The organism is Bradyrhizobium frederickii (assembly GCF_004570865.1).
In the GTDB taxonomy this organism is placed as follows: Bacteria; Pseudomonadota; Alphaproteobacteria; order Rhizobiales; family Xanthobacteraceae; genus Bradyrhizobium; species Bradyrhizobium frederickii.
The window spans coordinates 393,370-416,095 of the sequence record NZ_SPQS01000004.1 but is presented as its reverse complement, the minus strand read 5'-3'; the positions used below and the strand labels follow the sequence as shown (position 1 = coordinate 416,095).

Here is a 22,726-nt window from a genome sequence, read left to right as displayed (position 1 = left end):
ATCCTCCGGATGATACGCCGTCCGCGTTCACAGATGTGGGCAAATTGCACAATTGCGCGGGGATGATCGGCCGTTGCCTTGCCTATGCTGCTCAAGAAAAATACCGAAGAGCTGCTCAGAATGCCTACCGTCCTGCTCAGCGCTTCGAAAATGTGCATAGAGAACACATGCCGCTCAGCTCTGTTTGGGGCTAGAGTGGCTCCGAGTTCGCGAGCGGATGTCGTGTGCACGGTCGCGCGCCTGACAGCCGCCATGTTTGCAAACCGCAAACTTGGCTGGATCGAAGGATCGCAAATTGACGGAGAAGAATTCGAAACTGCCCGAGCCCCGCCATACATTGCGACAAAATGCGTGCACGTCATTCGCAACCCTCGTCTGCCAATGCAGAGCAGAGAGCGCCGCCGCAAGATCAATTCACGCAAACTGATAGCGCTCGCACGGACGGTGTTGGGTTCGTCCACCAGCGACGATCGATCAATTGCTGCCAAGTTACGTGAAAAGATCTGGAGCGGTATCCCCCTTGCCCATCGAGGTCGGCGCTTAGCCGCCCACGTTTTGGCAACATTGATTCTGCATTATTCGCGGCTTCAGAAGCGACGACCGCGAGCAAAGAAGCGCCACGATCATTCAATCCTCATTAAATTAATCTCTATTTAAAATTAAAGCCCCTGTCCATTTATTTATTTGTCCAATTTGATGATTAATGCATTAAATCAATGACAAAGAGACTTTTGCGCCCCCCTTTGCGAGGCGACACCGGAATTCTACGGCTTGTCACCCAGATGCACTCGGTTCGCGAGATGATCTTTGCTTCGCGTAGATCAGCAAATTCGCAGGGAGCAACTAGCCGAAACTCAGCCCTATCTCGGAAGAGCAGGCGCGAAAGCACCAGTATCGCAATACTTTGCTCCAACCGGTGATGATCCGAGGATCCGAGGATCCGACCTCCCGCCGTGAAAGCGATGCGCCCCATGTTGGCCGGCATGACGAACGCCAGCACATGAACTGCCCTTCGTTGACGCCCTAGGTTTCCGCGACAAAAAGGGCCCCCTGATATTTAAGGGGAATTTCTGTCGCAAAAATCGGTCGCAGAAATCAGAGTTTGGCGACCGACTTTTGCGACAACTATTATGCAGCCAGCGCGGCCGCGTCTCTCTTGCGCTCCACCAAAGCCCAAATATGACCGAAGGGGTCGAAAATCGATGCAACGCGCCTGCCGAGTGGATCCGTTTGGACGTGATCTCGGATGGTTGCTCCGGACGAAGTAGCGCGATTCATTGCGACCTCTATGTCAGGCACGTTGATTCGGAAGATGGTGCTCACTGCCCCTGCAACCTTGGGAAAGAAGGGGCCGCCACGGCTTGGCTCGGATTCTCTTCGGGGTTCGCCCCAGCGACAGAAACGGGCATATTACCGAACAGCATTACGATTCCCAAAAGCGATCCATCAATTTCTAACGTGTCGATTTCCCGCGCTCCAAGAGCCGCGCTGTAGAACCCAGCGGCTTCCCGCTCCCGGCCATGCTCAATGAACAAGCACAGTTCCATGCTGATTTCGTCACTCATCCTGCATCTCCCATCGACGTGAATCACTACGACAGGATCCCCAACCAAGTGGGCTTAACGACGACAGAAGCCCATCAGCATGATATTTCGAAGCTTCGAAGGCTTCGTCGAGACGCTCGGCAAACGGCTACATGATGGTCAGAGCTTTCTACGGGAAATCCCGGATGATGTCGTGCCAGAGCTTCGCGCCGATGAAGCAACGGAGATCTGACGCTTGGTAACCACCGGGAATGGCTGGGAAGAACCCGTTGCCGACCTTGAGACTTCGACTGATCGATCTACCCAGTAGGCCCCTCGCCTCCGGCGGAAAGGTACAAGCCAATCATCCGGACAAGTTCGTTTTTGACGTCCGGGTCTTCGAGCATGCCGCGGCGCGCCGCGTTATGGATCACTCCGTCGATGGCGTCCGAGATGATTAGCGAAACCGTATAATCGTTCGCATTTGTCTCTTGCGCCCGATATGTAGCGACAGCCGCCTGGTAGCAGGCGAGATATTCTGCCTCGAATGAACTGCGTGGATCCCTAAGGCCGTCAAAGCTCGGGGCTTCGTCGAGCAGCACTTTATGAAGTCCCGGATGGATGCTGTGCGCTGCGATCATGTCGCCAACAAGAGCCTCTACGAACTGCATCACCGGCCGCCCCTCCTTCTGAGATCTCCGCATCACGGCAAGGCAGTCATCAAGGTGGCGACGACGAATGCCCTCGATTAGCGACAGCTTGTCGGGAAAATACTGATAAAGCGAGCCGATGCTTACCCCGGCTGCTTCTGCGACCTTGTTGGTTGTAAAACCGGCCCATCCTTCGTCGCCCAGAATACGAGCACCAGCTTCGATCATCGCCTCAACGGTCGCTCGGGACCGGGCCTGACGCGGCTCTTTCCGCATCACGGGCTGCGATTTTGCAATGCGAGTAGACATTATCCCTCCGCGCAGAATACAAGCAAATTACTCACATTCCGTGGATTGGGAAAGGGATACCGACTATGAGCACGTTGCTTCGTACCGTGTATCGCTATCACGCATGGGCCAACAACGATCTATTCGGCAAGCTAGAGATGCTCGCCGGGGAGTCGCAAAAGGACGAAAGACACTCCGCAATACGGCTGATCAATCACTACTATGTGGTGGCCCAGATATTTGCCGCTCATCTCAGTGGCACGAATCATCACTACGAGTCGGATAACACGGTCGAGACACCGACGTTGAGCGAGTTGCGCGCCGCTGTCGCAGCATCGGATCAATGGTACCTGGACTACGTTCAGAATGTCTCCCCCGCGAAGCTTTCCGAATCTGTCCCGTTCACCTTCACCGACGGCGACAAGGGATACATGACGAGAGAAGAGATGCTGACTCACGTCGCACTCCATGGAGGATATCATCGCGGCGAGGTTGGCCGCATACTCTCCATCTTCTCCATAACGCCACCGTGGGATACATTCGCCGTGTTCCTCCATCAGAGTGAGCCATCGCGCAGGCAACAGGGCGACAAGCAGCCCATGCCAGCCTAGAATAGCTGGAGGGGCACGAGCGTTTTCCTCCCACCCGAAGCGGCTGTTGCCGTCGGTACAACCGACAGTGTCCGCTTGCCCACCAAACCGTTTCCGCCGATCTCCTGTATTTGCACGCCAGGCCACTACGACGACGATCTAATCTTGTTGAATCGGCCTGATTTCGCCGCCTTGCGAAAACTGACGTGTTCGGCACCCGCGACCACATAGCGAAGATGGCGAAGCTCGAAGGACAATCGCAGCTCACTCTGTTCGCTTCGTAGCCGGCGGCTTCAGCGTGACGATGCAGACGAACGCCGTCAGCACCGCGAGCACGGCCAGAGCTGCTAGCACCATCCGAAACGCCTCCGCATAAGACGCGTGGATGAGCGGGGTTAGATCAGAGTCCGGTGTCACAGCCTCCTGGCCCGCCCCGCCATGCGTTGGGCCCGCTCCAATTCGACTTGCGATCGCGGTGGACGCCCGAACCACGTCTATGTCATCAACTACAAGACGAGCACGGGCTCATGGGAGCCGCTCTTCGATAAGAAGGGCAAGCCGCTCTATCCCCTGCTAATGGCCGAGCTTGACGCGATGAAAGCATTACGCCCGACGGGTGGCCTGATGCTGCGCCGAGATGGCAGTAGTTTGCCCTGGAGCGGCAAGGGCGAGATGCTGACTCAAGTTGAGCGCATTTCGAAGAAGGTCATTCTGGCCGCGGGATTGCGCGCTGAGCTGACCTTCACGTCGTTTGGCCGGCATGGTGGGACCACCGAAGCCAGCACATTCGGCCTCACAGAAACCCAGTTGATGAAGAAGGGCCAATGGTCATCGACTAAAGCGATGGCGCATTACCATCACCATGACGACGAGGCCAAACAGGACGCACAGATCAAGCGCATCAGGCGGCGCAAGCAGGCGGCCAGAAAGTGAACATTTGTCGGAATGGATTCGGCCGTCTTGTCGGAATGGAAATCAAGAAGTCCGATAAGTGACTGAAAACATTGGAGCGGGTGAAGGGAATCGAACCCTCGTATTCAGCTTGGAAGGCTGCTGCTCTACCATTGAGCTACACCCGCGCTACGGGCTCCCTAACACGGCCGGGCGGCGGTCTCAACTGCTCAGGACGCCGCTTTCCGGTATGTCCTCAGGCCTGCGAATCGCCCTGGTTCCGTCCGGACCCGCCGGCCCTTAACAGCGCCGGCAATGCCGCCTATATTGGAGTCTTCCGAAACCAACGAAAGGAGGTGATCCAGTGTCTCTTACCAAGCGCTGTCACCTCGCTGGGGTCGCCCGCTAAGCTCTGAGTGAAGGCTTGGCATCGGGGCGCTCTCAGCCCTGGACCAGCGAGCACGAAATCGGGCGCGACGGGGCTTCCCCGCCGCGCCTTTTTCGTCGCTCGCGCGGCTCAGGCCGGCGGCTTGCCGGCAAGCACCTCGCGAATCTTCTCCGACAGCTCCGACTTCCGGTAGGGCTTTCGGAGCAACGCCACGCCGGGGTCCAGATGCCCTTCGTGGACGATCGCGTTGTCGGTGTAGCCGGAGGTGAAGAGCACTCTCAGGCCGGGCCGGCGCAGCCGGACGGCGTCGGCCAATTCCCGCCCGTTCATGCCGCCGGGCATGATGATGTCCGTGAACAGCAGATCGAATTTGGCACCCTGGTCGACCAGCGCCAGCGCCGATGCGCCGTCGCCGGCCACAAGCGTGCGATAGCCGAGGCTGCCGAGCTGGGCAATGACGTAACCCTGCACCAGCGGATCGTCCTCGACCACGAGGATCGTCTCCTGCCCGCGTGCCATGACAAGCGGCTGAACCGGTGTCGCCCTGGCCGGCGCCTCGCCCTTCGACCGCGGCAGGAACACCCGCATCACCGTGCCGACCCCCTCCTCGCTCTCGATGGCGACGGTGCCGCCGGTCTGCTTGGCAAAGCCGTAGACCATGCTGAGCCCAAGTCCGGTGCCGCGACCGACGCCCTTGGTGGTGAAGAACGGCTCGAACACGCGCGCGCGGATGTCGGCCGGAATGCCGTGGCCGGTGTCGCTGACTGCGACCATCACGAAGGCGCCGCGCACGACCTCGCCGTCGCCGCTCGTGTCGTCGAGCTCGCGGTTTGCGGTCTCGAGGAGGAGCCTGCCGCCACCCGGCATCGCGTCACGTGCATTGACGGCCAGGTTGACGATCGCGGAAGAGAGCTGCGACGGATCCGCCATCGCGGACCAGGCGTCGTCGGCGAGCTTGGTCTCGATCTCGATATGCTCGCCAAGGATCGGCTTGAGCAGCTTCGCGGTCTCGACCACGAGGGCATTGACGTCGATCTCGCGCGGCTCCAGCGGCTGGCGGCGCGCGAAGGTGAGCAGCTGCGAGGTGATCTCGGCACCGCGCGCGGCCGCATCGTCGATCAGCTGCGCGATCGCGGCGAACTCGGGCTTGTCTGCCAGACCTTCCTGGATGATCTCGATGGTACCGGTGATGACCGTGAGCACGTTGTTGAAATCGTGCGCGACGCCGCCGGTGAGCTGGCCGATCGCGTCCATCTTCTGGGCTTGACGCAGCCGCTCCTCGGCCTCGTGCTGCGCGGTGAGGTCGGTCGCGGACCCCCGGTAGCCCATGAAGCGTCCGTCGGCGGCGAAGATCGGCTGGCCGTTGACGCTGAAATGATGCATCCGCCCGGCGACGTCGCGGCCGCGATATTCGAACTTGCGGAACGGCTCGTGGCGGTCCAGCGTCGCCAAGTGCGCACGCCATTTCTCGGGCTCGGCATCGCGGCCGAACGCGGCATCGGTGCGGCGCTTGCCGATCAGCGCCGCGCCGTCCATGCCGAACGCGCCAGCGCGGTCGGATATGTAGGTGAACCGATGGTCCGGTCCGGTCTCCCAGAACCAGTCGGACGCGGTCTCGGCATAGTCGCGGAAACGCTGTTCGCTCGCCCGTGCATCCTCTTCGGCGCGCCGGCGGATGGTCAGATCGCGCTCGAGACTTTCATTGGCTTCGCGCAGCTCGCCATAGGCCTGCTCGAGGTTCGCACACATGGCGTTGAAGGCGCCGACCACCTTGTCCAGCTCGTCGGCATTGTAGGGCGGCCGGCGCTCCAGGCGCAAAGGCGGAGGCGGCCGGGCCAGGCTGTATTTGCTGACGAACTCGGCGATGGTGACCAGATGCCGCGTCACCAGCAGATGGAACATGTAGATGATGAACAGAGAAACCAGGAATGTCTTCGCTGCCTGGCTCACCAGGATGACCAGCGCCCGATTGAACAGATGCTGATAGACGTCGGTCAGCGTCGCCTCGACGTGGAGCACGCCGATCTCACGTGGGGTGCCCTGCACGCTGTAGGTCAAGGGATAGTCGCGCGTCACCACCGAGCGGGAGCTGGGCTCGCCGACCGCAAGGCGGATCGGATTGGGACGATCGGCGATCTCGCGCACCTCGGCGGCCCGGATGTCGGGCAGCCGCAGGATGCCGTCGAGCTGAAGCCTGAGCTGGTTCTGGTCGAGATTCCACAGGCTCTCGCCGAGGCTGCCGGTCGTGCTGCGGCCGATCTCGTCGAGACGCGTCTCGATCAGCCCGACCTCCCGGTCGTAATCGAGATAGAGCTGAAGCGCGGTCAACGTCAGCGTCACGGCGGAGGAGAACAGCAGCACCGCGGCGAGCAGGCGCGGCCCGATGCCGCTGCGCGACCAGTTGAAGAGCCGTGACAGCAGCGGTGCGAATATCGGAGGCGCGAGCGCGGTGCCGACGCCGGTCAAGCCCGGCTTCGCAGCCGCCGGCGCGATGGCGTGGCTACGCTTGGGGTCCTCGTCAGCTGCGTTGCCCATGCACCACGTCCTCGGAAATGGCGTCTCCCTGCTCCGGTCCACCGGTTGCAGTCTCGAGCCGTCCAAGAGTTGAGACGCCTGCCTCGTCACACGATGCGCGCAATCACCCTGTCGGCATTTGGACGGATCGAGGTCGGCGAGTCACGCCTTGCGCCGAGCAGCAGGATTCCGGCGCAAACTACCACTCCGCGTGCTAGAATGACACCAGTGAAAGTCCGGAGTCGCGGGCATGGCGGGCGAGCGGTAACAATTGCCGCCCTCCAAAGGTGCCCAGTTCCGGCAGATCGCGCGGGCGTGCGAATCCGGGCTAGCGATGCGCGCCCCGAAGGAGGCGCCTGATGTGGCGGCCAGTCGTCGTCTGCCTGTCGCTGCTCGCAGCCGGTCCGTCGCAGGCGCAGGACTTGATCCGGCTGGCGCGCATTGCCGACATCCCCGATCAATATGTCGGCGGCGAGATGCTGCGGGCTGTCTATGCCAAGCTCAACATCAGGCTGGAGTTCGAGGACGTCCCCGGCAAGCGCGCGCTCGCGCTGTCGAGCGCCGGCGCGGTCGACGGCGAGATCCAGCGGATCGGAACCCTCTCGCGCGACTACCCGACGCTGATCCAGGTCACGCCGGCGATCAACTACATCGAGCCCGCAGTGTTCGCGACCAAGCTCCGGTTCGACGTCGCCGGCTGGGATTCGATCAAGGACTACAGCATCGGTATCGTCCGCGGCGTCGGCTCCTCGGAGGCCGGCACGCGCGACATGGCCCGCGTCACGGCGACCGCCAGCCTGGACAACATGGTCAGGATGCTCGACGCTGACCGCTTCGACGTGATGGTCACCGACCTCCTCAGCGGACTTGTCGCGGTGAGGAAACTCAATCTGCAGGCCAGAATCTACCCGCTCTCGCCGCCGCTCGAGCGGATCCACATCTACCATTACCTGCATGAACGCCATCGCGATCTGGTGCCAAAGGTGGGCAAGGTGATCGCTCAGATGGAGGCGAGCGGCGAATTGGCGGCGCTGCGTGAGGCCTTGGTCAAGCGGGTCCTGGCCACGCATTGACCGCCGCGGATCAGCCCGCGCGAAGTCGCTCGCGAAACGCGACGGCTGAGATGAGCATGCCGACGCACCAGGCCACGACTGCGCGGTGAGGCTCCCCGCCGAGCAGCACGGTGAAGAGGCTCGTCAGCAGGCAGGGCACGATGGCCTTGCCCATCCGGCTCATCAGTGCGAGCAGGAACGGCATCAGCGCGATCGATATCTGCAGGACGTCCATCGCGGACAGACCGTCTCACCAGATGCATCAGAAGCCGCAGACGCCGAGTGCGCGCGGCCGCTTGCCGCGCCGGCTCTCGGCGATCCGCTCGCCGCCATTCTCGGCCGAGCTGCCGTAATAGCGGTGATGGCCGGCCTGGTCGTGCAGATCGGACGGCTCCGACCGTCCGGCCCGACGCGCGTCGCAGATGATCTTGATGATGTGACCCGACATTACCGCCTCCAGCAGACATCTTGTTGTTTGTGGTCATCAGTCGCGACCGCTTCCGGCCGCGTTCACGCGGCAAGGGCGCAATCGGGTTTCAGGACGGTTTCGTCGCTTGCGGGCCGCGCAATATTTTGCTTCGGGATTGTCGGCACCGCAGGCGGTGCTACGTCCTTGGGATCTGTACAGAAAAACAACGAGGTGACGATGCTTTACGCCATCCTGGCCTACCATGTGGAAGACGAGGTCATGTCCTGGACGCCGGAGCAGGACGCCGCGGTCGTGGCCAAGGTCATCGAAGTTCAGGCGCCCTTGCGGGCCAGCGGACAGTTTGGGCCGGCCGCCCGCCTGGACGAGACCCGAAAGGCCCGTACCTTGCGTGGCCCCGGCGCCGGCATGGTGCTGGACGGACCGTTTGCCGAGACCAAGGAGCAGCTCCTGGGCTTCCATCTGATCCAATGCGCCACCGAGGAGGAGGCGATCGCGGCAGCGCGGAAGCTGCGTGCGGTCAATCCGACCGCGGTCTACGAAATCCGCCCGGTCAAGCTTTACGTGCCAGCCGATGGGTTCAGCGCGACGTCCGGGTGAGGCGCAGCCTTACGCGCCCGGCCCTGTCCGCGCACCGTAGAAGCGCTGGATCAGGAGCCCGCCAAAGGCGATGAACCAGACGAAAGGCGCGACCTGCGGCGCAAATGCCGCCACGATCGTGCCTGGGACGAACACCAGAAGCGGAAACAGCGAGGCCATGATCTCGTGGCGCCAGCTGCCGAGGATGGTCCACCACAGCCAGGCATTGAGGCCGGCGATGGCAGTAAGGTGCAGGCCGTAGAGCACCGCGACTGCATTGCTCATGCCGTAATTGGTGTAGAGGCCGTTGGTGACAGGCAGCAGCACGATCGAGAGCAGGAAGAACAGGTTGAGGATCACCACGCCGCGGCCGCCGACCGGCTGGCGCGCCAGCCGCCGGTGATGGCTGATCCAGAATACGCCGGCGATGATGAAGCTGAGGGCGAAGCCGGCAAGCTTGCCGGAATAGACCCGGGCGAGGTCGCTCCAGCCGGGCGCGCTGGTGAAGACCCCCGCCTTGGGCAGGTCGTAGGCCAGAAGCGTCATGGCCACGCCAAAGATGGTGTTGCTGAGCGATTCCAGCCGCCGCATCTCGAACTGGTCGGGTTTGAGCTCGGTCATCTCGGGCGTGTGCTGCTGGAACTCGGGGCCGTCTTCCCCTAAATCCTAATTCCAGCTCCGTCCAGCCGCATTGCGATTCGCGCCGGGATGGCCGACTCTCGCCCTTTCACCGGGGCGATTCGTGGCGACATATCTGGACACGCTCAATGCGGAGCAGCGCCGCGCCGTCGTGCATGGCGTGGCCGACGGCGCTACATTGGGCGCCCCCCTGCTGGTCATCGCCGGCGCCGGCTCCGGCAAGACCAACACCCTGGCCCACCGCGTCGCGCATCTGATCGTCGCAGGCGCCGATCCGCGCCGCATCCTCTTGATGACGTTTTCCCGCCGCGCGGCGGCCGAGATGGCCGGCCGGGTCGAGCGCATCGCCCGAAAGGTGCTGGGCGAGAACAACGCCGCAATCATGCGCGATGCCCTGACCTGGGCCGGCACCTTTCATGGTATCGGCGCGCGGCTGCTCCGCGAATATGCCGAGCGGATCGGCGTCGATCCCGCCTTCACCATCCACGACCGCGAAGACTCCGCCGACCTGATGAACCTGGTCCGGCACGAGCGCGGCCTGTCGAAGACCGAAAGCCGCTTTCCCGCCAAGGGCACCTGCCTGTCGATCTACTCACGCTGCGTCAACGCCGAGATGGAGATCGAGAAGGTGCTCGGCCAGCACTATCCATGGTGCAGTGGCTGGGCCGCCGAGCTGAAGGGCCTGTTCGCGGCCTATGTCGAGGCCAAGCAGGCCCAGCATGTGCTCGATTACGACGACCTGCTGCTGTACTGGTCGCAGATGATGAGCGATGCGCTGATCGCGGAGGAAATCGGCGGCCGCTTCGACCACGTGCTGGTCGACGAATACCAGGACACCAACCGCCTGCAATCCTCGATCCTGTTGGCGCTGAAGCCCGACGGACGCGGGCTCACCGTGGTCGGCGACGATGCCCAGTCGATCTACTCGTTCCGCGCCGCCACCGTGCGCAACATCCTGGAATTTCCGCAGAGCTTCTCGCCCCGCGCGGAGATGATCACGCTCGACCGCAACTACCGCTCGACCCAGGCCGTGCTGGCCGCCGCCAACGGCGTGATTGGTCTCGCCCGCGAGCGCTTCACCAAGAACCTCTGGACCGATCGCATCGCGGGGCGGAAGCCGCAGCTCGTCACCGTGCACGACGAGGCCGACCAGGCGCGCTACATCGTCGAGGAGGTGCTGGCGAACCGCGAGCAAGGCGCGCTGCTCAAGCACCAGGCGGTGCTGTTCCGCACCTCCTCGCATTCCGGCCCGCTCGAAATCGAGCTGACCCGCCGCAACATCCCGTTCGTCAAGTTCGGCGGGCTGAAATTCCTCGATGCCGCGCACGTCAAGGACGTGCTGGCGCTGCTGCGCTTCGCCGAAAATCCGCGCGACCGCGTCGCCGGTTTCCGCATCCTGCATCTGCTGCCGGGCGTGGGCCCCGCGACCGCGCAGCGCGTGCTCGACCAGATGGCGGAGAGCACCGATCCGCTCACAGCGCTCGGCCAGCTTCCGGTGCCGGCGCGCACCGGCGCGGACTGGACCGACTTCGTCCGTACGACCCAGAACCTGCGCTATTCGGAATGGCCTGTCGATCTCGAGCGCGTGCGGCTGTGGTACGAGCCGCATCTCGACCGCATCCACGAGGATTCCGAGACGCGCCGCGCCGACCTGATGCAGCTCGAGCAGATCGCAAGCGGCTATTCCAGCCGCGAAAAATTCCTGACCGAGCTCACGCTCGATCCGCCGGATGCGACCAGCGACAAATCAGGTCCGCCGTTGCGCGACGAGGATTTTCTGATCCTCTCCACCATCCACTCCGCCAAAGGCCAGGAGTGGAAATCGGTTTTCGTGCTCAACGTCGTCGACGGCTGCATCCCCTCCGATCTCGGCGCCGGCACCAGCGCCGAGATCGAGGAGGAGCGCCGCCTGCTCTATGTCGCGATGACGCGCGCCAAGGACGATCTGCACCTCGTCGTTCCCCAGCGCTTCTTCACCCACGGCCAGGCGGCCAAGGGCGACCGCCACGTCTACGCCTCGCGCACCCGCTTCATCCCGGAGCAGCTGATTCACCTGTTCGAGCGCACCGCCTGGCCGAAGGCCGCTTCGGGCGCAGCGCGCAGCGCGGCGCAGGGACCGAAGATCGACATCGGGGCGCGGATGCGGGGGATGTGGCGCTAGACGGCGCGGCCGGCGCAATCAGCAAGCGCAATAGACGTCGAGCGGCGCGAACCTGCGGCGCATCCGAATCCGCTCACAATCGGAAACCGAGCATTTCCGAAAGCCGACTTGTCGCGCGGCCGCGGTCCATTAAGTCTGCCCCGTCCTCCCACAGAGACCCTGATCGATGACCGTACCGCTCCAATTCGGACTGGACACCTTTGGCGACGTCACCAAGGACGCCTCCGGCACCACGCTTTCGCACGCGCAGGTGATCCGCAACGTCGTCGACGAAGCGGTGCTGGCCGACGAGCTCAACCTCGACTTCATCGGCCTTGGCGAGCATCACCGCGCCGATTTCGCGATCTCCTCGCCGGAGACCGTGCTCGCGGCGATCGCATCGCGCACCAGGCGCATCCATCTCGGCTCGGCCGTGACGGTGCTGTCTTCGGACGATCCGATCCGCGTGTTCCAGCGCTTTGCGACGCTCGATGCGCTCTCGAACGGGCGCGCCGAGGTGATCCTCGGCCGCGGTTCGTTCACCGAATCCTTTCCGCTGTTCGGCTTCGACCTGCGCAAATACGAAGAGCTGTTTGAGGAGAAGCTTGACCTGTTCGCCGCGCTATTGTCGCAGAAGCCGGTGAGCTGGGACGGCAAGCTGCGGCCGCCGCTGCGGGACCAGCTGGTCTATCCGCCGGTCGAGCACGACCGGCTGAAAACCTGGATCGGTGTCGGCGGCAGCCCGCAATCGGTGGTGCGCGCCGCGCATTACGACCTGCCTTTGATGCTCGCGATCATCGGCGGCGATCCCGCGCGCTTTGCGCCTTACGTTGATCTCTATCACCGCGCCTACAAGGAGTTTGGCCGACCTGCGCAGCCGATCGGCGTACACTCGCCCGGCTATGTCGCCGAGACCGATGAAGAGGCGCGCGAGCAGCTATGGCCCGACTACAAGGCCATGCGCGACCGCATCGGCAAGGAGCGCGGCTGGCCGCCGATGGGCCGCGACGAGTTCGTCCATGAGGCCGAGCACGGCTCGCTCTATGTCGGCTCGCCCGAGACCGTCGCACGCAAGATCGCCAAGACGGCGAAGGCGCTTCGCATTTCGCGGTTTCAGTTGAAGTATTCGGCAGGCTCCCTGCCGCACGAGAAGCTGATGAAGAGCATCGAGCTTTATGGGCGGACGGTGGTGCCGATGGTCAGGGAGATGATGGGGTAGCTGCGAGCGATCGCTTCAGTCCGTCTTCGCCCTACGGGCTTCGCCGGACACCACGCCGGGTCCTGAAGGAGGATGCGATCCCTACAGCGTCCGGAAGGTCATGACCGTGCAGGCGCCGCCCGCGGTGGCCTGGCGCGTCTTCACCGAACCGTTGGGAAGCTGGTGGCTGCTCGCGCACTACAAGATCGGCAAGGTCGGCGCCGTCGACGCGGTCATGGAGCCGCGCGTCGGCGGGCTCTGGTTCGAACGCGGCGAAGACGGCAGCACGTGCAACGGGGGCAGCGTTCTCGCCTGGGAGCCGCCGACCAGGCTTGTCGCGCCACCCTTGCTCGCATGGACTATCGGAACCATATCTGTGGTGGTCGGTTGGCTTGCTGTTGAGCTGGCCCCTGCAGAGCAGTTCGACACGCCGGCGTCAGTTCTGGTGCCGAGCATCCGTCGGGAGACAATCCCATGATGGACCACGCAACCAGAGTCGGTAACCTTTTGTTAGCGGCGTTGCCGCCAGCGGATTTTGCTTTGCTTGCGCCTCATCTGCGGAAAGTCGTGATCGAACGCGATTCCGTGCTCGTCCGATCAGGCGATCGGATCGAACACCTCTTCTTCCCGCTCAGGGGCGCGATCGCCGATATCACGGAGCTGCCGAACGGGCAAACAGTTGCCACGGCGATAATCGGGCACGAGGGGGCTGTGGGTTTGACGTCATCGTTAGGCGCGTCCGTCTCGCCCACGACGGCGGTCGTTCGCATACCAGGGACCGCGCTGCAGATCTCTCGCGCGCAATTTCTGGCAGCGCAACACCGCAGCCCTGCAATCGCATCCATGGTGCAGGTCTTCACGATGTCGTTGTTAGCGCAACTCCAGCAGGTGGCGGCCTGCAATGCACTGCATTCCGTCGAAGCCCGTCTGGCGCGCTGGCTGCTTCACATTCACGATCGAGCGAATGGCGGCGATCTGCTCCCGCTGACCCAGGAAACATTGTCGGAATTGCTGGGCGTCCGCCGCACCACAGTCACACATGTCGTGAGCACAATGCGCGCATCAAGAGCGCTGAAATCCAATCGGCGCGGCCAGCTCGAGATTGATCGGCCGCGGCTCGAAGCGTTGGCATGCGAATGCTACCAGATCATGAACCGCGAAATTGATCGGATAGTTTCACGGGGCGCAATTGGCCTGGCTCATGGGGCGCCGGCGCGGGGCGCCTCCCACTTGCCTGGCAGCCGAAGAGCCGGCACATGCTCGTAGAGCCGGCTTGTTTTCGCGAACGCAGTCCCGCAAAACGTTCGCAAGCGCCCGTCGTTACGGTCGCCCAATCCTGCGCGCAAGCGAGCTCAAGAACTTTGCTGCTTTGGAGCTGGGGCTCCCGGCCGAAGCCAAACTAAGACATCAACATCCCTCATTCAATCGCCTTGCGACGCTCGTTACAACGACCGGACCTATTGGGACCAAGCAGCGCAGACACGAGCTTTGCTTCTGCGAAGCTGCGACGACCGCTCGCGGTCCGAGCTGTGCTGCGCGACCTGCTCGCCTTGCGCAGCTCGCGCTGACGATTCTCCTCTCGAGTTACCCACTCTCTGAGCTTCTCAAGCTCCGCGAGTTGGGAGACAAGCGCTTCGAGACGCTGTTGAAGCAGAGCCCTGGAATCGCCGGCTTGAACGGGGCTATTCATGACGCGCCTCCTGATCGAGCTCTTCGGAAGAACTGGCTCACTCTCGCGAGTCGGGAAAAATATGCAATTCTGGGACAAGCGCACTAACATTTGGCATGTTGCGCTCGCAAAAGCTGCGGCGGTGGGACTCAAGGACTCACGCACTGCTGAGACGGCTCCTACCGGCCCGATTCGGTCGCGCTGGAAATCCGAGTACCAGCTCCGGGGCAGTCGACCTTGCGCCTTTCCTCGTTCTCTTCGTCTGCGCAATCGACCCCACCATCTGCGCTCGGAATTCCAGAGCTGCCGCCGGTTGCGAAGGGCCCTTTTGCACCGCCTCCGCCACCACCGGATCCGCCGCCACCGGATCCGCCACCACCGCCGGATCTCGCTGCGGCGCGAGATGATCCAGCAGAAGGACCGCCAGGTGCCCCCCCACCTCCTGATGACCCCCCACCTCCTGATGACCTGCCGCTGGAGCGCCCCGGCCCTGCCGCGGCCTCCCGATCATTATCGAAGAACGACCGCCCCCTGTCGTCCTGCCCCACCCTCTGCAGGCCGCCCGAACTTGCGATGGCACTTGAGGTCAGGGACGTGGATAGAAGCAGGGTCATCACTGGGGGTGTCACCGCCGCAAATCTTCCGCAGGTCTTCAAAAACGCCCGCCGGTCATCATCTTCGTTGCCGTCTCGGGTCACAATACCCACTCCTTGATTTAAAAATTCAATCCACATTATTATGTTTTAAATAACTTTTCAACCAAGAATTTCTTTGCTGAATGGCGTTGCCGAACGTGCGCCGCTGGCAGACCGTCGGCGACCTCCGTGCCAACCCCTTCAATTCCCGACGCATTCCTGTCGCTCGCGCGCGATTTCGGGTTGCTCTGGCCAATTAATGTGTTTAAATTGCATTTAATGCGATCGAGCACAGGCTCGACTACAATGGATCATTGCGATGCCCCTGCAATTCCATCGGCCCCTTGGGGGCATGGAGATCTGGAGCGCGAGCAGCGACGGCTTCTCGTTTGTGATCAGTTTCGAAAGCCCCGAAGGTCCGGGCTTTCACGGCCGCTCCGGCTACTTGGCCAGCTGGCGCCCGCTCCACGAAAACCAAGCCGCAATCAAGATTGCCGGCTCGCCCTTTCAAACGTTAGCCGAGGCCGAAGGGGCCTGCCGCAACACAATTGAGCATCTGGCACCGCCATAGCCCGCTCCTGGTGCACGCTTCGGAAGACGCCGGACGTCCTCGTCATTTCACGCCGACCGGATCCTGATGCAGCAGATCAAGAGGGTTCGGCTCACGTGGCGCTGCCTGCAGCTCGTTTCGAGAAAGCGCTATTGCCGCGAGAACTGTGCGATTGCTGATGTCCAGCTTCTGGAAAATGTGATGGAGGTGGACCTTGATCGTACCGTCGGCAAGATTCAACCGACGGCCGATCGCTTTATTCGATAGACCTTCCGAGACGAGCTGCACGATCTGACGCTCCCGGTCCGTGAGTTGCGTCAGAGGCTCGTCATCGGCGCGGAGCTCCTCGCTGACCTGCTCGGTGATCGGCGAGATTACAGCTTGGCCCTGCGCAGCCTTCCGAAGGGTCTCGACCAGCAGCTCCGGATGCGCGTCTCTTGGCAGGAGGATACAGCCGCCATCCAAGGCCAGACTTTGCAACTCATGGTCGCCCGTAGTACCGGCAAAGAAGATTATCGGCGCACCCGGGCTTGCAGCCTTTGCTGGCCCGAGGATCTGCTCTCGACTAAGGTCCGGCAGCGTAGGATCGACAAGCGCAATGTCCGGCGCAAGAAATCGGATGGCCTCAATGCAGCTTGCTCCGTCGTTGCAAGACGCAACGACCGTAAAATCACGCTGCATCGCAAGAACGCTCCTGATGCCCTGCAAGACGATCGGGTGTCGATCCGCGATGACAATTCTGATGCGGCGCATGCTGCCCCTGCCTATTGCTAACAACCCCCTGTGCAGCCGTTTAGTCCAACAAGCCCTTTTCTAGCACGCGAGGATAACCAGCCCGGACCGCCCGGCACCGTCGATGGTCGCTACCGTAGCTTGGGCGACAAATGCGCGCAGCACCGTAAGAATGCGGTGCGGCTCGCAAATTCAGGTCTGCCGATTCTTGACGAAAGGACCGCATCTTGGACAACTCTGGCGAAATGGGAGAGATTCCCTCAGCAAATGTCGGCGCGCCGATTGGCACCCCGGTATTATGGCTAACATCCAATTAACCTCGCCGGCACAGTTATTACGAATGATATATTGGGACCTTCACGATTCAAATCTAACATTTGACGAAGTTTCGGCGAAAGCGAGGCCATCGAAGACCCCGCGCTTCTGAAAGGGGGAAAAGTAATACTATTCATCAGGGCGACGATGGACACTAACCACGACAATGGCTGCGTCTGACCGCAGCCAGTCTAGCACCGATGAAAGAAAGCCGGTCGCCCAAGTTGGAGCTGCATCTTCGTCAATTCAGCAACTTCAATGAGCGCGTCAGCAGGGGCATCGTTGGTAATGAGTAGGTGGTCACATGTATTCTTCGGCTGTTTTGCGTCAAACTCATCAAGCTCTCATCATTCAATTCACTGAATTGCAGAACTTGCGTAGTCGTGTGTTTAAGGCCGAGCAGCGGTTGCTTGCACCCAGGCGACGAGCCCACGGGCGGCGGGCGCTTGGGAGGTGCCCCCTCGCTCGAAGGCACGGGCCCACCCGGTAACTCCGATCACCACGTTCCCCGCCGGCACGGGCGCGCGAGTGGATCGCGCTTGCCGGACCCCGGCTTGACCTGATAATCCCCCTCCGGTTTCGGTTCGGAGCTAGGTGGGGACGGCTTCCATGGAGAATGAGGATTGGGCATCCATGTCCACAGCTGAGCTGTGGCGACTCTACGATGAGGTCACGACTGTTCTTGGTCGCAGGATGACCGCGGAAAAGGCCAAGCTCGAAGAGCGGCTTCGCAAGATTGAGGGGAGGGCCGCTGCAACCCGGGACGAGGAACGTCCGCGCCGCCCCTACCCCCCAGTGTTGCCGAAATACCAGAACCCGAAGAATCCGTCCGAAACTTGGTCCGGTCGCGGTAAGCAGCCCCGATGGCTGAAAGCTCAGCTTCGAGCCGGTAAGAAGCTAAACGATCTCCTGATCGATCGCTCGTCCGCACAAAGGCGCCGCAGGACCGGCTGAGCGCCGACCGCGCTATCGTAGTGCGCCGCGACGATCCCGTAGTCTGCCCCACGCGGAGGGCTGGTTGTACCTGGCCGCCGTCATGGATCTTTTCAACCGCAAGATCGTCGGTTGGGCGATGCGCAACCACATGCGGGTCGACCGAACTCGTTCATCACCGCCGGTACCGAACCCGTGCCGAGGCCCAGCGCGACATCTTCGCCTTCATCGAAGGCTTCTACAAAAGGTGAGTGTGCCCCCTGTCGCGAGTACAATGAGTTTGAAAAGTCTCAAAATAACCTTCGCGTATTCTAACTCCTGATTTGATTCTTTCCGACAAACTCTTGCACGATGGTTTGCAACCAATCTGTCCCGGCATCAACTGCATCGTCAGGAAGCGTCCGTAGCCACTCCACATGGCTCATGGAGCTTGGCTCTATTGCCAAAGGGCATGCAATTGAGGGGAGCTGCATGGCAGGCAGAGCGCTGACTCCAAGAAATTGAGCAAGCCTGAACCACCGCTCCGACATCCCGCTGTCAATGAGATGGATCGCTGCATCCATCGTCATCCCTAAATGAGACTGTCTCTGCTCGCTAGTTAAGCGTGCCTTTCGTACCGAAACATACCAAGAACGAAGGGCCGCTAGTTGGCCGACGTATTCCAGGTTTCGTTCGACTCTTGGACCAGAGAGCCCTCTTGCTTCGAAGGTCCAAGGAGCGTCGATCTCGCGCAGCTTTTCGGCATGGATTCGTCCGGCTCCAACATCCGAACGTATGACTTGCCCGGCCACAGTGAAGGTGCCGTAGCCTATCCGGTTAGGGCCTACCATCCCACTGATGCCACCTATAAAGATTCGCTCCTGCCTGAGAAAGACCCCTTGAGGAACGTCTCCAACCAGCGAGGGAGTTGCCTTGTCACCGGCTTCTCCCCACGGGGTGAAATTGAAATGAATGAACCCACTACCGACTTCCGTGTGATTGGACCTTGAACGCCCCCCTGAGATAAAGCAGTCGCAACAATTAATGAGCGAACCCAGAGTTACGAAGCTCGTCAGGATCGTGTGCTTAAGGCCGACCGCATGAGCAGTCGAAGCTTCCTCTTCAAGAAGAGTACCTCCGCGAATGTGCCCATTCGGTCCTATTCTAGCTTTGGAAAGAAGCACCGAGTCGGTGACGAATCCGCTGGCGATTTCCGCGCCTTCTCCAACGATCGAGTTCACAACGGTTGCTGGTCCCTCGCTCCCCAGCTTTGCGCCAGGAGCAACAACGGTCCCAGACCCGAGCAAGCGGACCCCCGGGAAAAGTACAGATCCCGGAAAGATGCGATCAAGTTGAACTTGATCGTCGATGAATATTTGGCGGGGATCAACGAGATCCACGCCCTTCTCAGCAAGGAGCTCAAGTCTGTCGACGAGCGAAAGCTTCTTCATTTGTAGCGTACCTGGCTCATTACATTGGATGTCTTAGGAACTGCGAACGACTGATCCCGCCGCGACTTTGTCAGATGAAGCCACAATCGAGCCTGGGCAAATTATAGCCCCAAGACCTAATTGAGCTCCGTCGCCGACGAATGCCACCAGATCTGGTGCTTGAGCTGCTGCATCTCCCACGAGACACCCTGCTCTGACCAATACGTCAGACCCCAGAACGCAGTTCTGCAAAACGGAGTTCTCAGAAATGATACAGCGGTTCATGAGTATGCTGTTAGCAACGAATGACCCGGCTCGAAGCTGTGATCCTGTCCCAATGAACGATCTGCCAAAAATTCTCGCCCCACATTCAACGACGCAGTCCGGGCCAACTATTAGAGGGCCGTTTAAAACGGCTCCCGATTTGACGTGACTATTCGGACCCAAGTAGACGAGCCCTGACACAATGGCCTTGTCTTCGATAGTCCCGTCAATCTGCTGCCGACCGAGCTTGGCGTAAAGCTGATCGCGAGAGGAAAATAGATCTTCAAGCGTTGCAAACCTCGACAGCCATTTCTCGAATTCCTCCTCCATAGGAGAGCAAAACAAGTCACTGGGCCGCATTGGTGTCTCCTGGCCTTCCGCCAAAGCTCGCAAGTCTGGAACTAAGCGTCTCTACCACGATTTGCCGAAGAGTAGATAATCCGAAGGGCTTCGAGGCGCGAGTGCTCCCATGGACCAGTGCAGTGAGCGGATCGGGGCCATTGCGGCGGCCCTCGCCCGAGCCCACGCTAAAGCCTCGGCGCCTTTCTCAGCAGCTTACTGGCCAATGGAAGGAAAGGTAATTCGCGTTACGCTGGCCGAGGCGGCGTCATGCTCCTTTGCCGTCGATTGTCGCCCACAGCTGATGACTGCTCGGCATTTGTACGCGAAGCCAACGATAGGGGACGCGCGACCAGAGCTTGATCTCCGGAGCGAGATTGTCGAGCACGAGATCGCCGCTCTGGGTGCGGACGAGCAGCACCAAATGATGCTCTCCGGAACTGACGATGACCTCGCTCAGTAGCAAGGTCCGCGCCGGCCAGCCACGCCGCAGGAGTTCGTGGCGCTTGCTTACGGCGTAGTCATTGCAGTCCCCGCGATCGGGATTGATGCTCCACGCCTCGCCGGCCAAGCCGAGGTCATTGGGCACTGGCACAATAGCCAGATTGACCACGCGATTAACCTCCAAGAGATCCGCCCACCGCTCGTCGGTCAACCGGACCGGACCACCCCGGAATCCCCGCCGGGAGCGGCATTCGGCCTCATAGCGCAGGCAGAACATCGTGTACGTCAGAGGCGGAAGAGCGGGCGGTCCGAGTTTGATGCGCCCTGGTGCTGCTTGAGGAATCGGGGGCATCGCCAGGCGTCCTGCGCCCGCCCATGGAGTACTTCCGGCCGTCATGACGACCGCCAAAACCAAGATGGAGCCGGAGACTCGATACATCTGCCGATCCCCTTGCAAACACCACTGGGGTTCTGATCCCGCCGCAGCGGCCATGGACGCGACCGCGCGGTTAATGATTTTTTCTATTTAATTATATTAATTATTATATAATGATCAAGCGAATAATAATGGATTAAATAATCCCGCCTCAGGCGAAAAAACGTTTTGCCTGCCAGGGGACAAGCAGGGTCAACGGCGGTTGGTTCTTTCCGGGAACGCTGCTCCTACGCCGCCCTGCCGTTGCCATCTGCAGTAGCGTTCGTGTCACGAGCATCGCGCTGTTATCGTGCGGGCGAACGAAGCGGCGCGCCTACTGGGCCCAACTTCGTCGTCTCAGGTTCAGGCGACATCGGAGCGAAGACTTTGCCGCCAGGCGAATGGATGCACTGAGCGGGCATATTTCTTGCGTCGGGGAATCGCCGCAATCGTGCCCAATTTCGTGCGCGGGGCGGCGATGCGAGTCGAACTCGTCGGCGTTGCTTCTCGCGCGTTGTGACGCCTGACAAAAGCCTGCGGTGAGGTCTTCCAATCGGAATTCAATCCGAGCGCTGGGATTGGACGTTCAGGTCCGCTTGTGCCGAGTTTTAGGTGTGGGTTGTTCGTCAAGGCAGCCGAACGAATTCCGCTACTGTGCCCACTGACCAGTCATGACGGTGCTGCTTTTCGATCACCTTCCGGCAGTCTGCCAGCGGCCTCTTGATCAGCGTGTAATGGGCTCGCGACGGCCGGTGCGTGCGCGGCTGATCTCCCAGGGCCACAAATCCACTAGTTCGCCTGCTCCCGAAGTGGATATTTTTGCGCGCAGGGCGGGGGCGAGCCGTTCCAAAATCAGGCGCCGCTCCAAACGGATCTCGCGTTCGAGGGCGTCCGAGTAGATCGGAATCGCGTGGATTGTCTCACGAGGGATACGGCAGGATACGTGCCCAAATGGGGTCACTGCCCTAACCGCGATGGCCTTACCGTCCCATTCGACCTCGCCGACGAACTCAATGTCTCCGGTAGAACTCAGTGTCATATCGAGCTCCCGCCTCTGTTAATCATTGATTGTAAATTTTGCCGTTTTCAAAGGATGATGGCGCGTCACCAGCCATCAGCGCCGGATTGTCACCGTCCAAGACAAATTCGACTTTGCAGCGAATTCCCCCAGGTAGCGCCAAACGCGGGTTCGGCAGGGCCAGACGCACCCCGAACGTTCCGCTCGCAGCGTCGAGGACACGATCGACAACGGTGACAGAGGCAGCATAGAGACCGGCGATGGGCAGTTCCGGTCGCACATTGGCTCTGCTGCCGGTACGGATTTGACCAAAATACGCGGTGGGCACGAACACTTCGACCCTCAGCGGATCAATCTGTGCGAGGGTGAACACTGGGCTCTGGTCATTTCGGTATTCACCCGGAACGAGAAGGCGCTCGACCACCACGCCGTCGATCGGGCTACGCAGCGCGCGTTGATTCAGAACCTCTTCGGCGTGCGCGACTTCCAGGCGAGCAAGCTCCTTGTGAAGCTTCGCCTCCTTGAGCTGCTGTTCGGCGACCTGCACCTCGGCTTCAACTTCCTGGAGTGAAGCGAGTGGACTGACGGACCTTGTATGAAGCTCCCTCAGGCGCTCATGTTTTTGATGCAGGAACTGTGCGCGAGCTTCGGCCGATTTAACGGGGGCATCATTGGTTGCGCGGGCCCGCGCCAGCGCCAGCGTCGCGGCCTCGACCCCATCTTCGATCTTGCCAATGATCTGGCCCTGCCGAACGATGTCGCCGCGGTCAACGTCTAGGCGCGCGATCATGCCGACCGCCGGGCTCGCCAGCTTAACGGTTTGTTGCGGCTCGATCACGCAATTGAATTCTCGCTTCTCCGCCGAGATTTCTAAGGTCTCCGCCCTTGCACCGGAAAGGGCTAGCAAGATCCCCGTCGGCACGTACAAGCACAACAGGATGCAGCTCATGCGCTGAGCTCTGCGGACAATTTCCGCAATCGGACGCACCATGCGAGGTTCCCACCGAATTTCGCTTTTCCTCTCATAGCATTTATATTATATTAATTTGACTTAATAGGGATTAAAATAACAACTACAATAAATATTTTAAGGCGATTGACAAGATGGCGACCCCCTTCCGGCA

At 61.0% G+C, this 22,726-nt stretch carries 23 protein-coding genes, 1 tRNA gene and 2 pseudogenes; 12 read left to right on the top strand and 14 right to left on the bottom strand.

Features of this window, described 5'->3' with window-relative positions:
• Nucleotides 1-84: 84 nt before the first annotated feature.
• Nucleotides 85-657, top strand: coding sequence for a hypothetical protein (locus E4K64_RS09765; RefSeq protein ID WP_167771913.1), 573 nt, complete (start codon nt 85-87; stop codon nt 655-657).
• Between the two features lie 662 nt (nt 658-1,319).
• Here E4K64_RS09765 and E4K64_RS41095 read toward each other — a convergent pair.
• A complete protein-coding gene (locus E4K64_RS41095; RefSeq protein ID WP_235884635.1) occupies nt 1,320-1,565 on the bottom strand; it encodes a VOC family protein in 246 nt (81 codons plus the stop codon).
• Nucleotides 1,566-1,843: 278 nt separating this feature from the next.
• A complete protein-coding gene (locus E4K64_RS09755; protein ID WP_235884633.1) occupies nt 1,844-2,482 on the bottom strand; it encodes a TetR/AcrR family transcriptional regulator in 639 nt (212 codons plus the stop codon).
• 65 nt (nt 2,483-2,547) lie between these two features.
• On the opposite strand from E4K64_RS09755, the gene E4K64_RS09750 reads away from it, so the two are divergent.
• A complete protein-coding gene (locus E4K64_RS09750) occupies nt 2,548-3,072 on the top strand; it encodes a DinB family protein (RefSeq protein WP_135163299.1) in 525 nt (174 codons plus the stop codon).
• Between the two features lie 417 nt (nt 3,073-3,489).
• Nucleotides 3,490-3,984 (top strand): site-specific integrase, encoded by a 495-nt coding sequence (locus E4K64_RS09745; protein ID WP_235884631.1) that lies wholly within the window; start codon nt 3,490-3,492, stop codon nt 3,982-3,984.
• Between the two features lie 72 nt (nt 3,985-4,056).
• On the opposite strand, the gene E4K64_RS09740 is transcribed toward E4K64_RS09745, so the two are convergent.
• Together E4K64_RS09740 and E4K64_RS09735 are read right to left on the bottom strand one after the other, a co-directional pair.
• A tRNA-Gly gene (locus tag E4K64_RS09740) sits at nt 4,057-4,130 on the bottom strand.
• Nucleotides 4,131-4,459: 329 nt separating this feature from the next.
• Nucleotides 4,460-6,865 carry an ATP-binding protein gene (locus E4K64_RS09735; protein WP_135163298.1) on the bottom strand — a complete coding sequence of 802 codons (2,406 nt, stop codon included), beginning with the start codon at nt 6,863-6,865 and terminating at the stop codon, nt 4,460-4,462.
• 338 nt (nt 6,866-7,203) lie between these two features.
• Here E4K64_RS09735 and E4K64_RS09730 point away from each other — a divergent pair, with 338 nt between their 5' ends.
• On the top strand, nt 7,204-7,917 hold the full coding sequence (locus tag E4K64_RS09730; RefSeq protein WP_167771912.1) for a substrate-binding periplasmic protein: 714 nt from the start codon (nt 7,204-7,206) through the stop codon (nt 7,915-7,917).
• 10 nt (nt 7,918-7,927) lie between these two features.
• Here E4K64_RS09730 and E4K64_RS09725 read toward each other — a convergent pair whose 3' ends face one another.
• Together E4K64_RS09725 and E4K64_RS09720 are read right to left on the bottom strand one after the other, a co-directional pair.
• Nucleotides 7,928-8,131, bottom strand: coding sequence for a hypothetical protein (locus E4K64_RS09725; protein ID WP_135163296.1), 204 nt, complete (start codon nt 8,129-8,131; stop codon nt 7,928-7,930).
• A gap of 27 nt (nt 8,132-8,158) precedes the next feature.
• On the bottom strand, nt 8,159-8,344 hold the full coding sequence (locus tag E4K64_RS09720; RefSeq protein WP_126258047.1) for a hypothetical protein: 186 nt from the start codon (nt 8,342-8,344) through the stop codon (nt 8,159-8,161).
• A 198-nt stretch (nt 8,345-8,542) separates the two neighbouring features.
• On the opposite strand from E4K64_RS09720, the gene E4K64_RS09715 reads away from it, so the two are divergent.
• Nucleotides 8,543-8,923, top strand: coding sequence for a YciI family protein (locus tag E4K64_RS09715; protein WP_135163295.1), 381 nt, complete (start codon nt 8,543-8,545; stop codon nt 8,921-8,923).
• 9 nt (nt 8,924-8,932) lie between these two features.
• Here the strand turns inward: E4K64_RS09715 and E4K64_RS09710 are convergent, their stop codons facing one another.
• A complete protein-coding gene (locus E4K64_RS09710) occupies nt 8,933-9,523 on the bottom strand; it encodes a TMEM175 family protein (protein WP_135163294.1) in 591 nt (196 codons plus the stop codon).
• Nucleotides 9,524-9,644: 121 nt separating this feature from the next.
• Between E4K64_RS09710 and E4K64_RS09705 the strand changes: the two genes are divergently transcribed.
• The 4 genes from E4K64_RS09705 (at nt 9,645) to E4K64_RS09690 (ending at nt 14,145) form a co-directional block, all read left to right on the top strand.
• Nucleotides 9,645-11,702 (top strand): ATP-dependent helicase, encoded by a 2,058-nt coding sequence (locus tag E4K64_RS09705; RefSeq protein ID WP_135163293.1) that lies wholly within the window; start codon nt 9,645-9,647, stop codon nt 11,700-11,702.
• Between the two features lie 166 nt (nt 11,703-11,868).
• Nucleotides 11,869-12,900 carry an LLM class flavin-dependent oxidoreductase gene (locus tag E4K64_RS09700; protein ID WP_135163292.1) on the top strand — a complete coding sequence of 344 codons (1,032 nt, stop codon included), beginning with the start codon at nt 11,869-11,871 and terminating at the stop codon, nt 12,898-12,900.
• Nucleotides 12,901-13,000: 100 nt separating this feature from the next.
• A complete protein-coding gene (locus E4K64_RS09695) occupies nt 13,001-13,357 on the top strand; it encodes an SRPBCC domain-containing protein (RefSeq protein WP_135163291.1) in 357 nt (118 codons plus the stop codon).
• On the top strand, nt 13,354-14,145 hold the full coding sequence (locus E4K64_RS09690) for a Crp/Fnr family transcriptional regulator (protein WP_135163290.1): 792 nt from the start codon (nt 13,354-13,356) through the stop codon (nt 14,143-14,145). The genes E4K64_RS09695 and E4K64_RS09690 overlap by 4 nt, the downstream gene beginning before the upstream one ends.
• Before the next feature lie 780 nt (nt 14,146-14,925).
• Here E4K64_RS09690 and E4K64_RS41880 read toward each other — a convergent pair.
• Nucleotides 14,926-15,282 (bottom strand): annotated as a pseudogene (locus E4K64_RS41880) (hypothetical protein); the annotation flags it as partial.
• A gap of 220 nt (nt 15,283-15,502) precedes the next feature.
• Between E4K64_RS41880 and E4K64_RS09680 the strand changes: the two are divergent.
• On the top strand, nt 15,503-15,754 hold the full coding sequence (locus tag E4K64_RS09680; protein WP_135163289.1) for a hypothetical protein: 252 nt from the start codon (nt 15,503-15,505) through the stop codon (nt 15,752-15,754).
• Nucleotides 15,755-15,796: 42 nt separating this feature from the next.
• Here E4K64_RS09680 and E4K64_RS09675 read toward each other — a convergent pair whose 3' ends face one another.
• The gene (locus E4K64_RS09675) at nt 15,797-16,486 is read right to left on the bottom strand and encodes a LuxR C-terminal-related transcriptional regulator (protein ID WP_167771911.1); all 690 of its coding nucleotides are present in this window, start codon (nt 16,484-16,486) and stop codon (nt 15,797-15,799) included.
• Between the two features lie 927 nt (nt 16,487-17,413).
• On the opposite strand from E4K64_RS09675, the gene E4K64_RS09670 reads away from it, so the two are divergent.
• On the top strand, nt 17,414-17,734 hold the full coding sequence (locus E4K64_RS09670) for an H-NS histone family protein (RefSeq protein WP_430642483.1): 321 nt from the start codon (nt 17,414-17,416) through the stop codon (nt 17,732-17,734).
• A gap of 43 nt (nt 17,735-17,777) precedes the next feature.
• Nucleotides 17,778-17,964: pseudogene (locus tag E4K64_RS41875) on the top strand (hypothetical protein); the annotation flags it as partial.
• 60 nt (nt 17,965-18,024) lie between these two features.
• Here E4K64_RS41875 and E4K64_RS09665 read toward each other — a convergent pair.
• The 5 genes from E4K64_RS09665 to E4K64_RS09645 form a co-directional block, all read right to left on the bottom strand.
• Nucleotides 18,025-19,143 carry an LbetaH domain-containing protein gene (locus E4K64_RS09665; RefSeq protein ID WP_135163287.1) on the bottom strand — a complete coding sequence of 373 codons (1,119 nt, stop codon included), beginning with the start codon at nt 19,141-19,143 and terminating at the stop codon, nt 18,025-18,027.
• 33 nt (nt 19,144-19,176) lie between these two features.
• Nucleotides 19,177-19,716, bottom strand: coding sequence for a GlgC family sugar phosphate nucleotidyltransferase (locus tag E4K64_RS42055; RefSeq protein ID WP_488225966.1), 540 nt, complete (start codon nt 19,714-19,716; stop codon nt 19,177-19,179).
• 277 nt (nt 19,717-19,993) lie between these two features.
• The gene (locus E4K64_RS09655; RefSeq protein ID WP_135163285.1) at nt 19,994-20,608 is read right to left on the bottom strand and encodes a transglutaminase-like cysteine peptidase; all 615 of its coding nucleotides are present in this window, start codon (nt 20,606-20,608) and stop codon (nt 19,994-19,996) included.
• Nucleotides 20,609-21,308: 700 nt separating this feature from the next.
• The gene (locus E4K64_RS09650; RefSeq protein ID WP_135163284.1) at nt 21,309-21,623 is read right to left on the bottom strand and encodes a hypothetical protein; all 315 of its coding nucleotides are present in this window, start codon (nt 21,621-21,623) and stop codon (nt 21,309-21,311) included.
• 22 nt (nt 21,624-21,645) lie between these two features.
• Complete coding sequence (locus E4K64_RS09645) at nt 21,646-22,593, bottom strand: efflux RND transporter periplasmic adaptor subunit (RefSeq protein WP_135163283.1); 948 nt, start codon at nt 22,591-22,593, stop codon at nt 21,646-21,648.
• Nucleotides 22,594-22,726: the final 133 nt, after the last annotated feature.

Coding starts and splice junctions, on each gene's coding strand:
- E4K64_RS09720 (WP_126258047.1), bottom strand. CDS start 8,344: ATGTCGGGTCACATCATCAAGATCATCTGCGACGCGCGTCGGGCCGGA.
- E4K64_RS09690 (WP_135163290.1), top strand. CDS start 13,354: ATGATGGACCACGCAACCAGAGTCGGTAACCTTTTGTTAGCGGCGTTG.
- E4K64_RS09745 (WP_235884631.1), top strand. CDS start 3,490: ATGCGTTGGGCCCGCTCCAATTCGACTTGCGATCGCGGTGGACGCCCG.
- E4K64_RS09715 (WP_135163295.1), top strand. CDS start 8,543: ATGCTTTACGCCATCCTGGCCTACCATGTGGAAGACGAGGTCATGTCC.
- E4K64_RS09695 (WP_135163291.1), top strand. CDS start 13,001: ATGACCGTGCAGGCGCCGCCCGCGGTGGCCTGGCGCGTCTTCACCGAA.
- E4K64_RS09750 (WP_135163299.1), top strand. CDS start 2,548: ATGAGCACGTTGCTTCGTACCGTGTATCGCTATCACGCATGGGCCAAC.
- E4K64_RS09670 (WP_430642483.1), top strand. CDS start 17,414: ATGTCCACAGCTGAGCTGTGGCGACTCTACGATGAGGTCACGACTGTT.
- E4K64_RS09675 (WP_167771911.1), bottom strand. CDS start 16,486: ATGCGCCGCATCAGAATTGTCATCGCGGATCGACACCCGATCGTCTTG.
- E4K64_RS09735 (WP_135163298.1), bottom strand. CDS start 6,865: ATGGGCAACGCAGCTGACGAGGACCCCAAGCGTAGCCACGCCATCGCG.
- E4K64_RS09765 (WP_167771913.1), top strand. CDS start 85: ATGCTGCTCAAGAAAAATACCGAAGAGCTGCTCAGAATGCCTACCGTC.
- E4K64_RS09650 (WP_135163284.1), bottom strand. CDS start 21,623: ATGACACTGAGTTCTACCGGAGACATTGAGTTCGTCGGCGAGGTCGAA.
- E4K64_RS42055 (WP_488225966.1), bottom strand. CDS start 19,716: ATGGAGGAGGAATTCGAGAAATGGCTGTCGAGGTTTGCAACGCTTGAA.
- E4K64_RS09710 (WP_135163294.1), bottom strand. CDS start 9,523: ATGACCGAGCTCAAACCCGACCAGTTCGAGATGCGGCGGCTGGAATCG.
- E4K64_RS09680 (WP_135163289.1), top strand. CDS start 15,503: ATGCCCCTGCAATTCCATCGGCCCCTTGGGGGCATGGAGATCTGGAGC.
- E4K64_RS09665 (WP_135163287.1), bottom strand. CDS start 19,143: ATGAAGAAGCTTTCGCTCGTCGACAGACTTGAGCTCCTTGCTGAGAAG.
- E4K64_RS09755 (WP_235884633.1), bottom strand. CDS start 2,482: ATGTCTACTCGCATTGCAAAATCGCAGCCCGTGATGCGGAAAGAGCCG.
- E4K64_RS09725 (WP_135163296.1), bottom strand. CDS start 8,131: ATGGACGTCCTGCAGATATCGATCGCGCTGATGCCGTTCCTGCTCGCA.
- E4K64_RS09730 (WP_167771912.1), top strand. CDS start 7,204: ATGTGGCGGCCAGTCGTCGTCTGCCTGTCGCTGCTCGCAGCCGGTCCG.
- E4K64_RS09700 (WP_135163292.1), top strand. CDS start 11,869: ATGACCGTACCGCTCCAATTCGGACTGGACACCTTTGGCGACGTCACC.
- E4K64_RS41095 (WP_235884635.1), bottom strand. CDS start 1,565: ATGAGTGACGAAATCAGCATGGAACTGTGCTTGTTCATTGAGCATGGC.
- E4K64_RS09645 (WP_135163283.1), bottom strand. CDS start 22,593: ATGGTGCGTCCGATTGCGGAAATTGTCCGCAGAGCTCAGCGCATGAGC.
- E4K64_RS09655 (WP_135163285.1), bottom strand. CDS start 20,608: ATGTATCGAGTCTCCGGCTCCATCTTGGTTTTGGCGGTCGTCATGACG.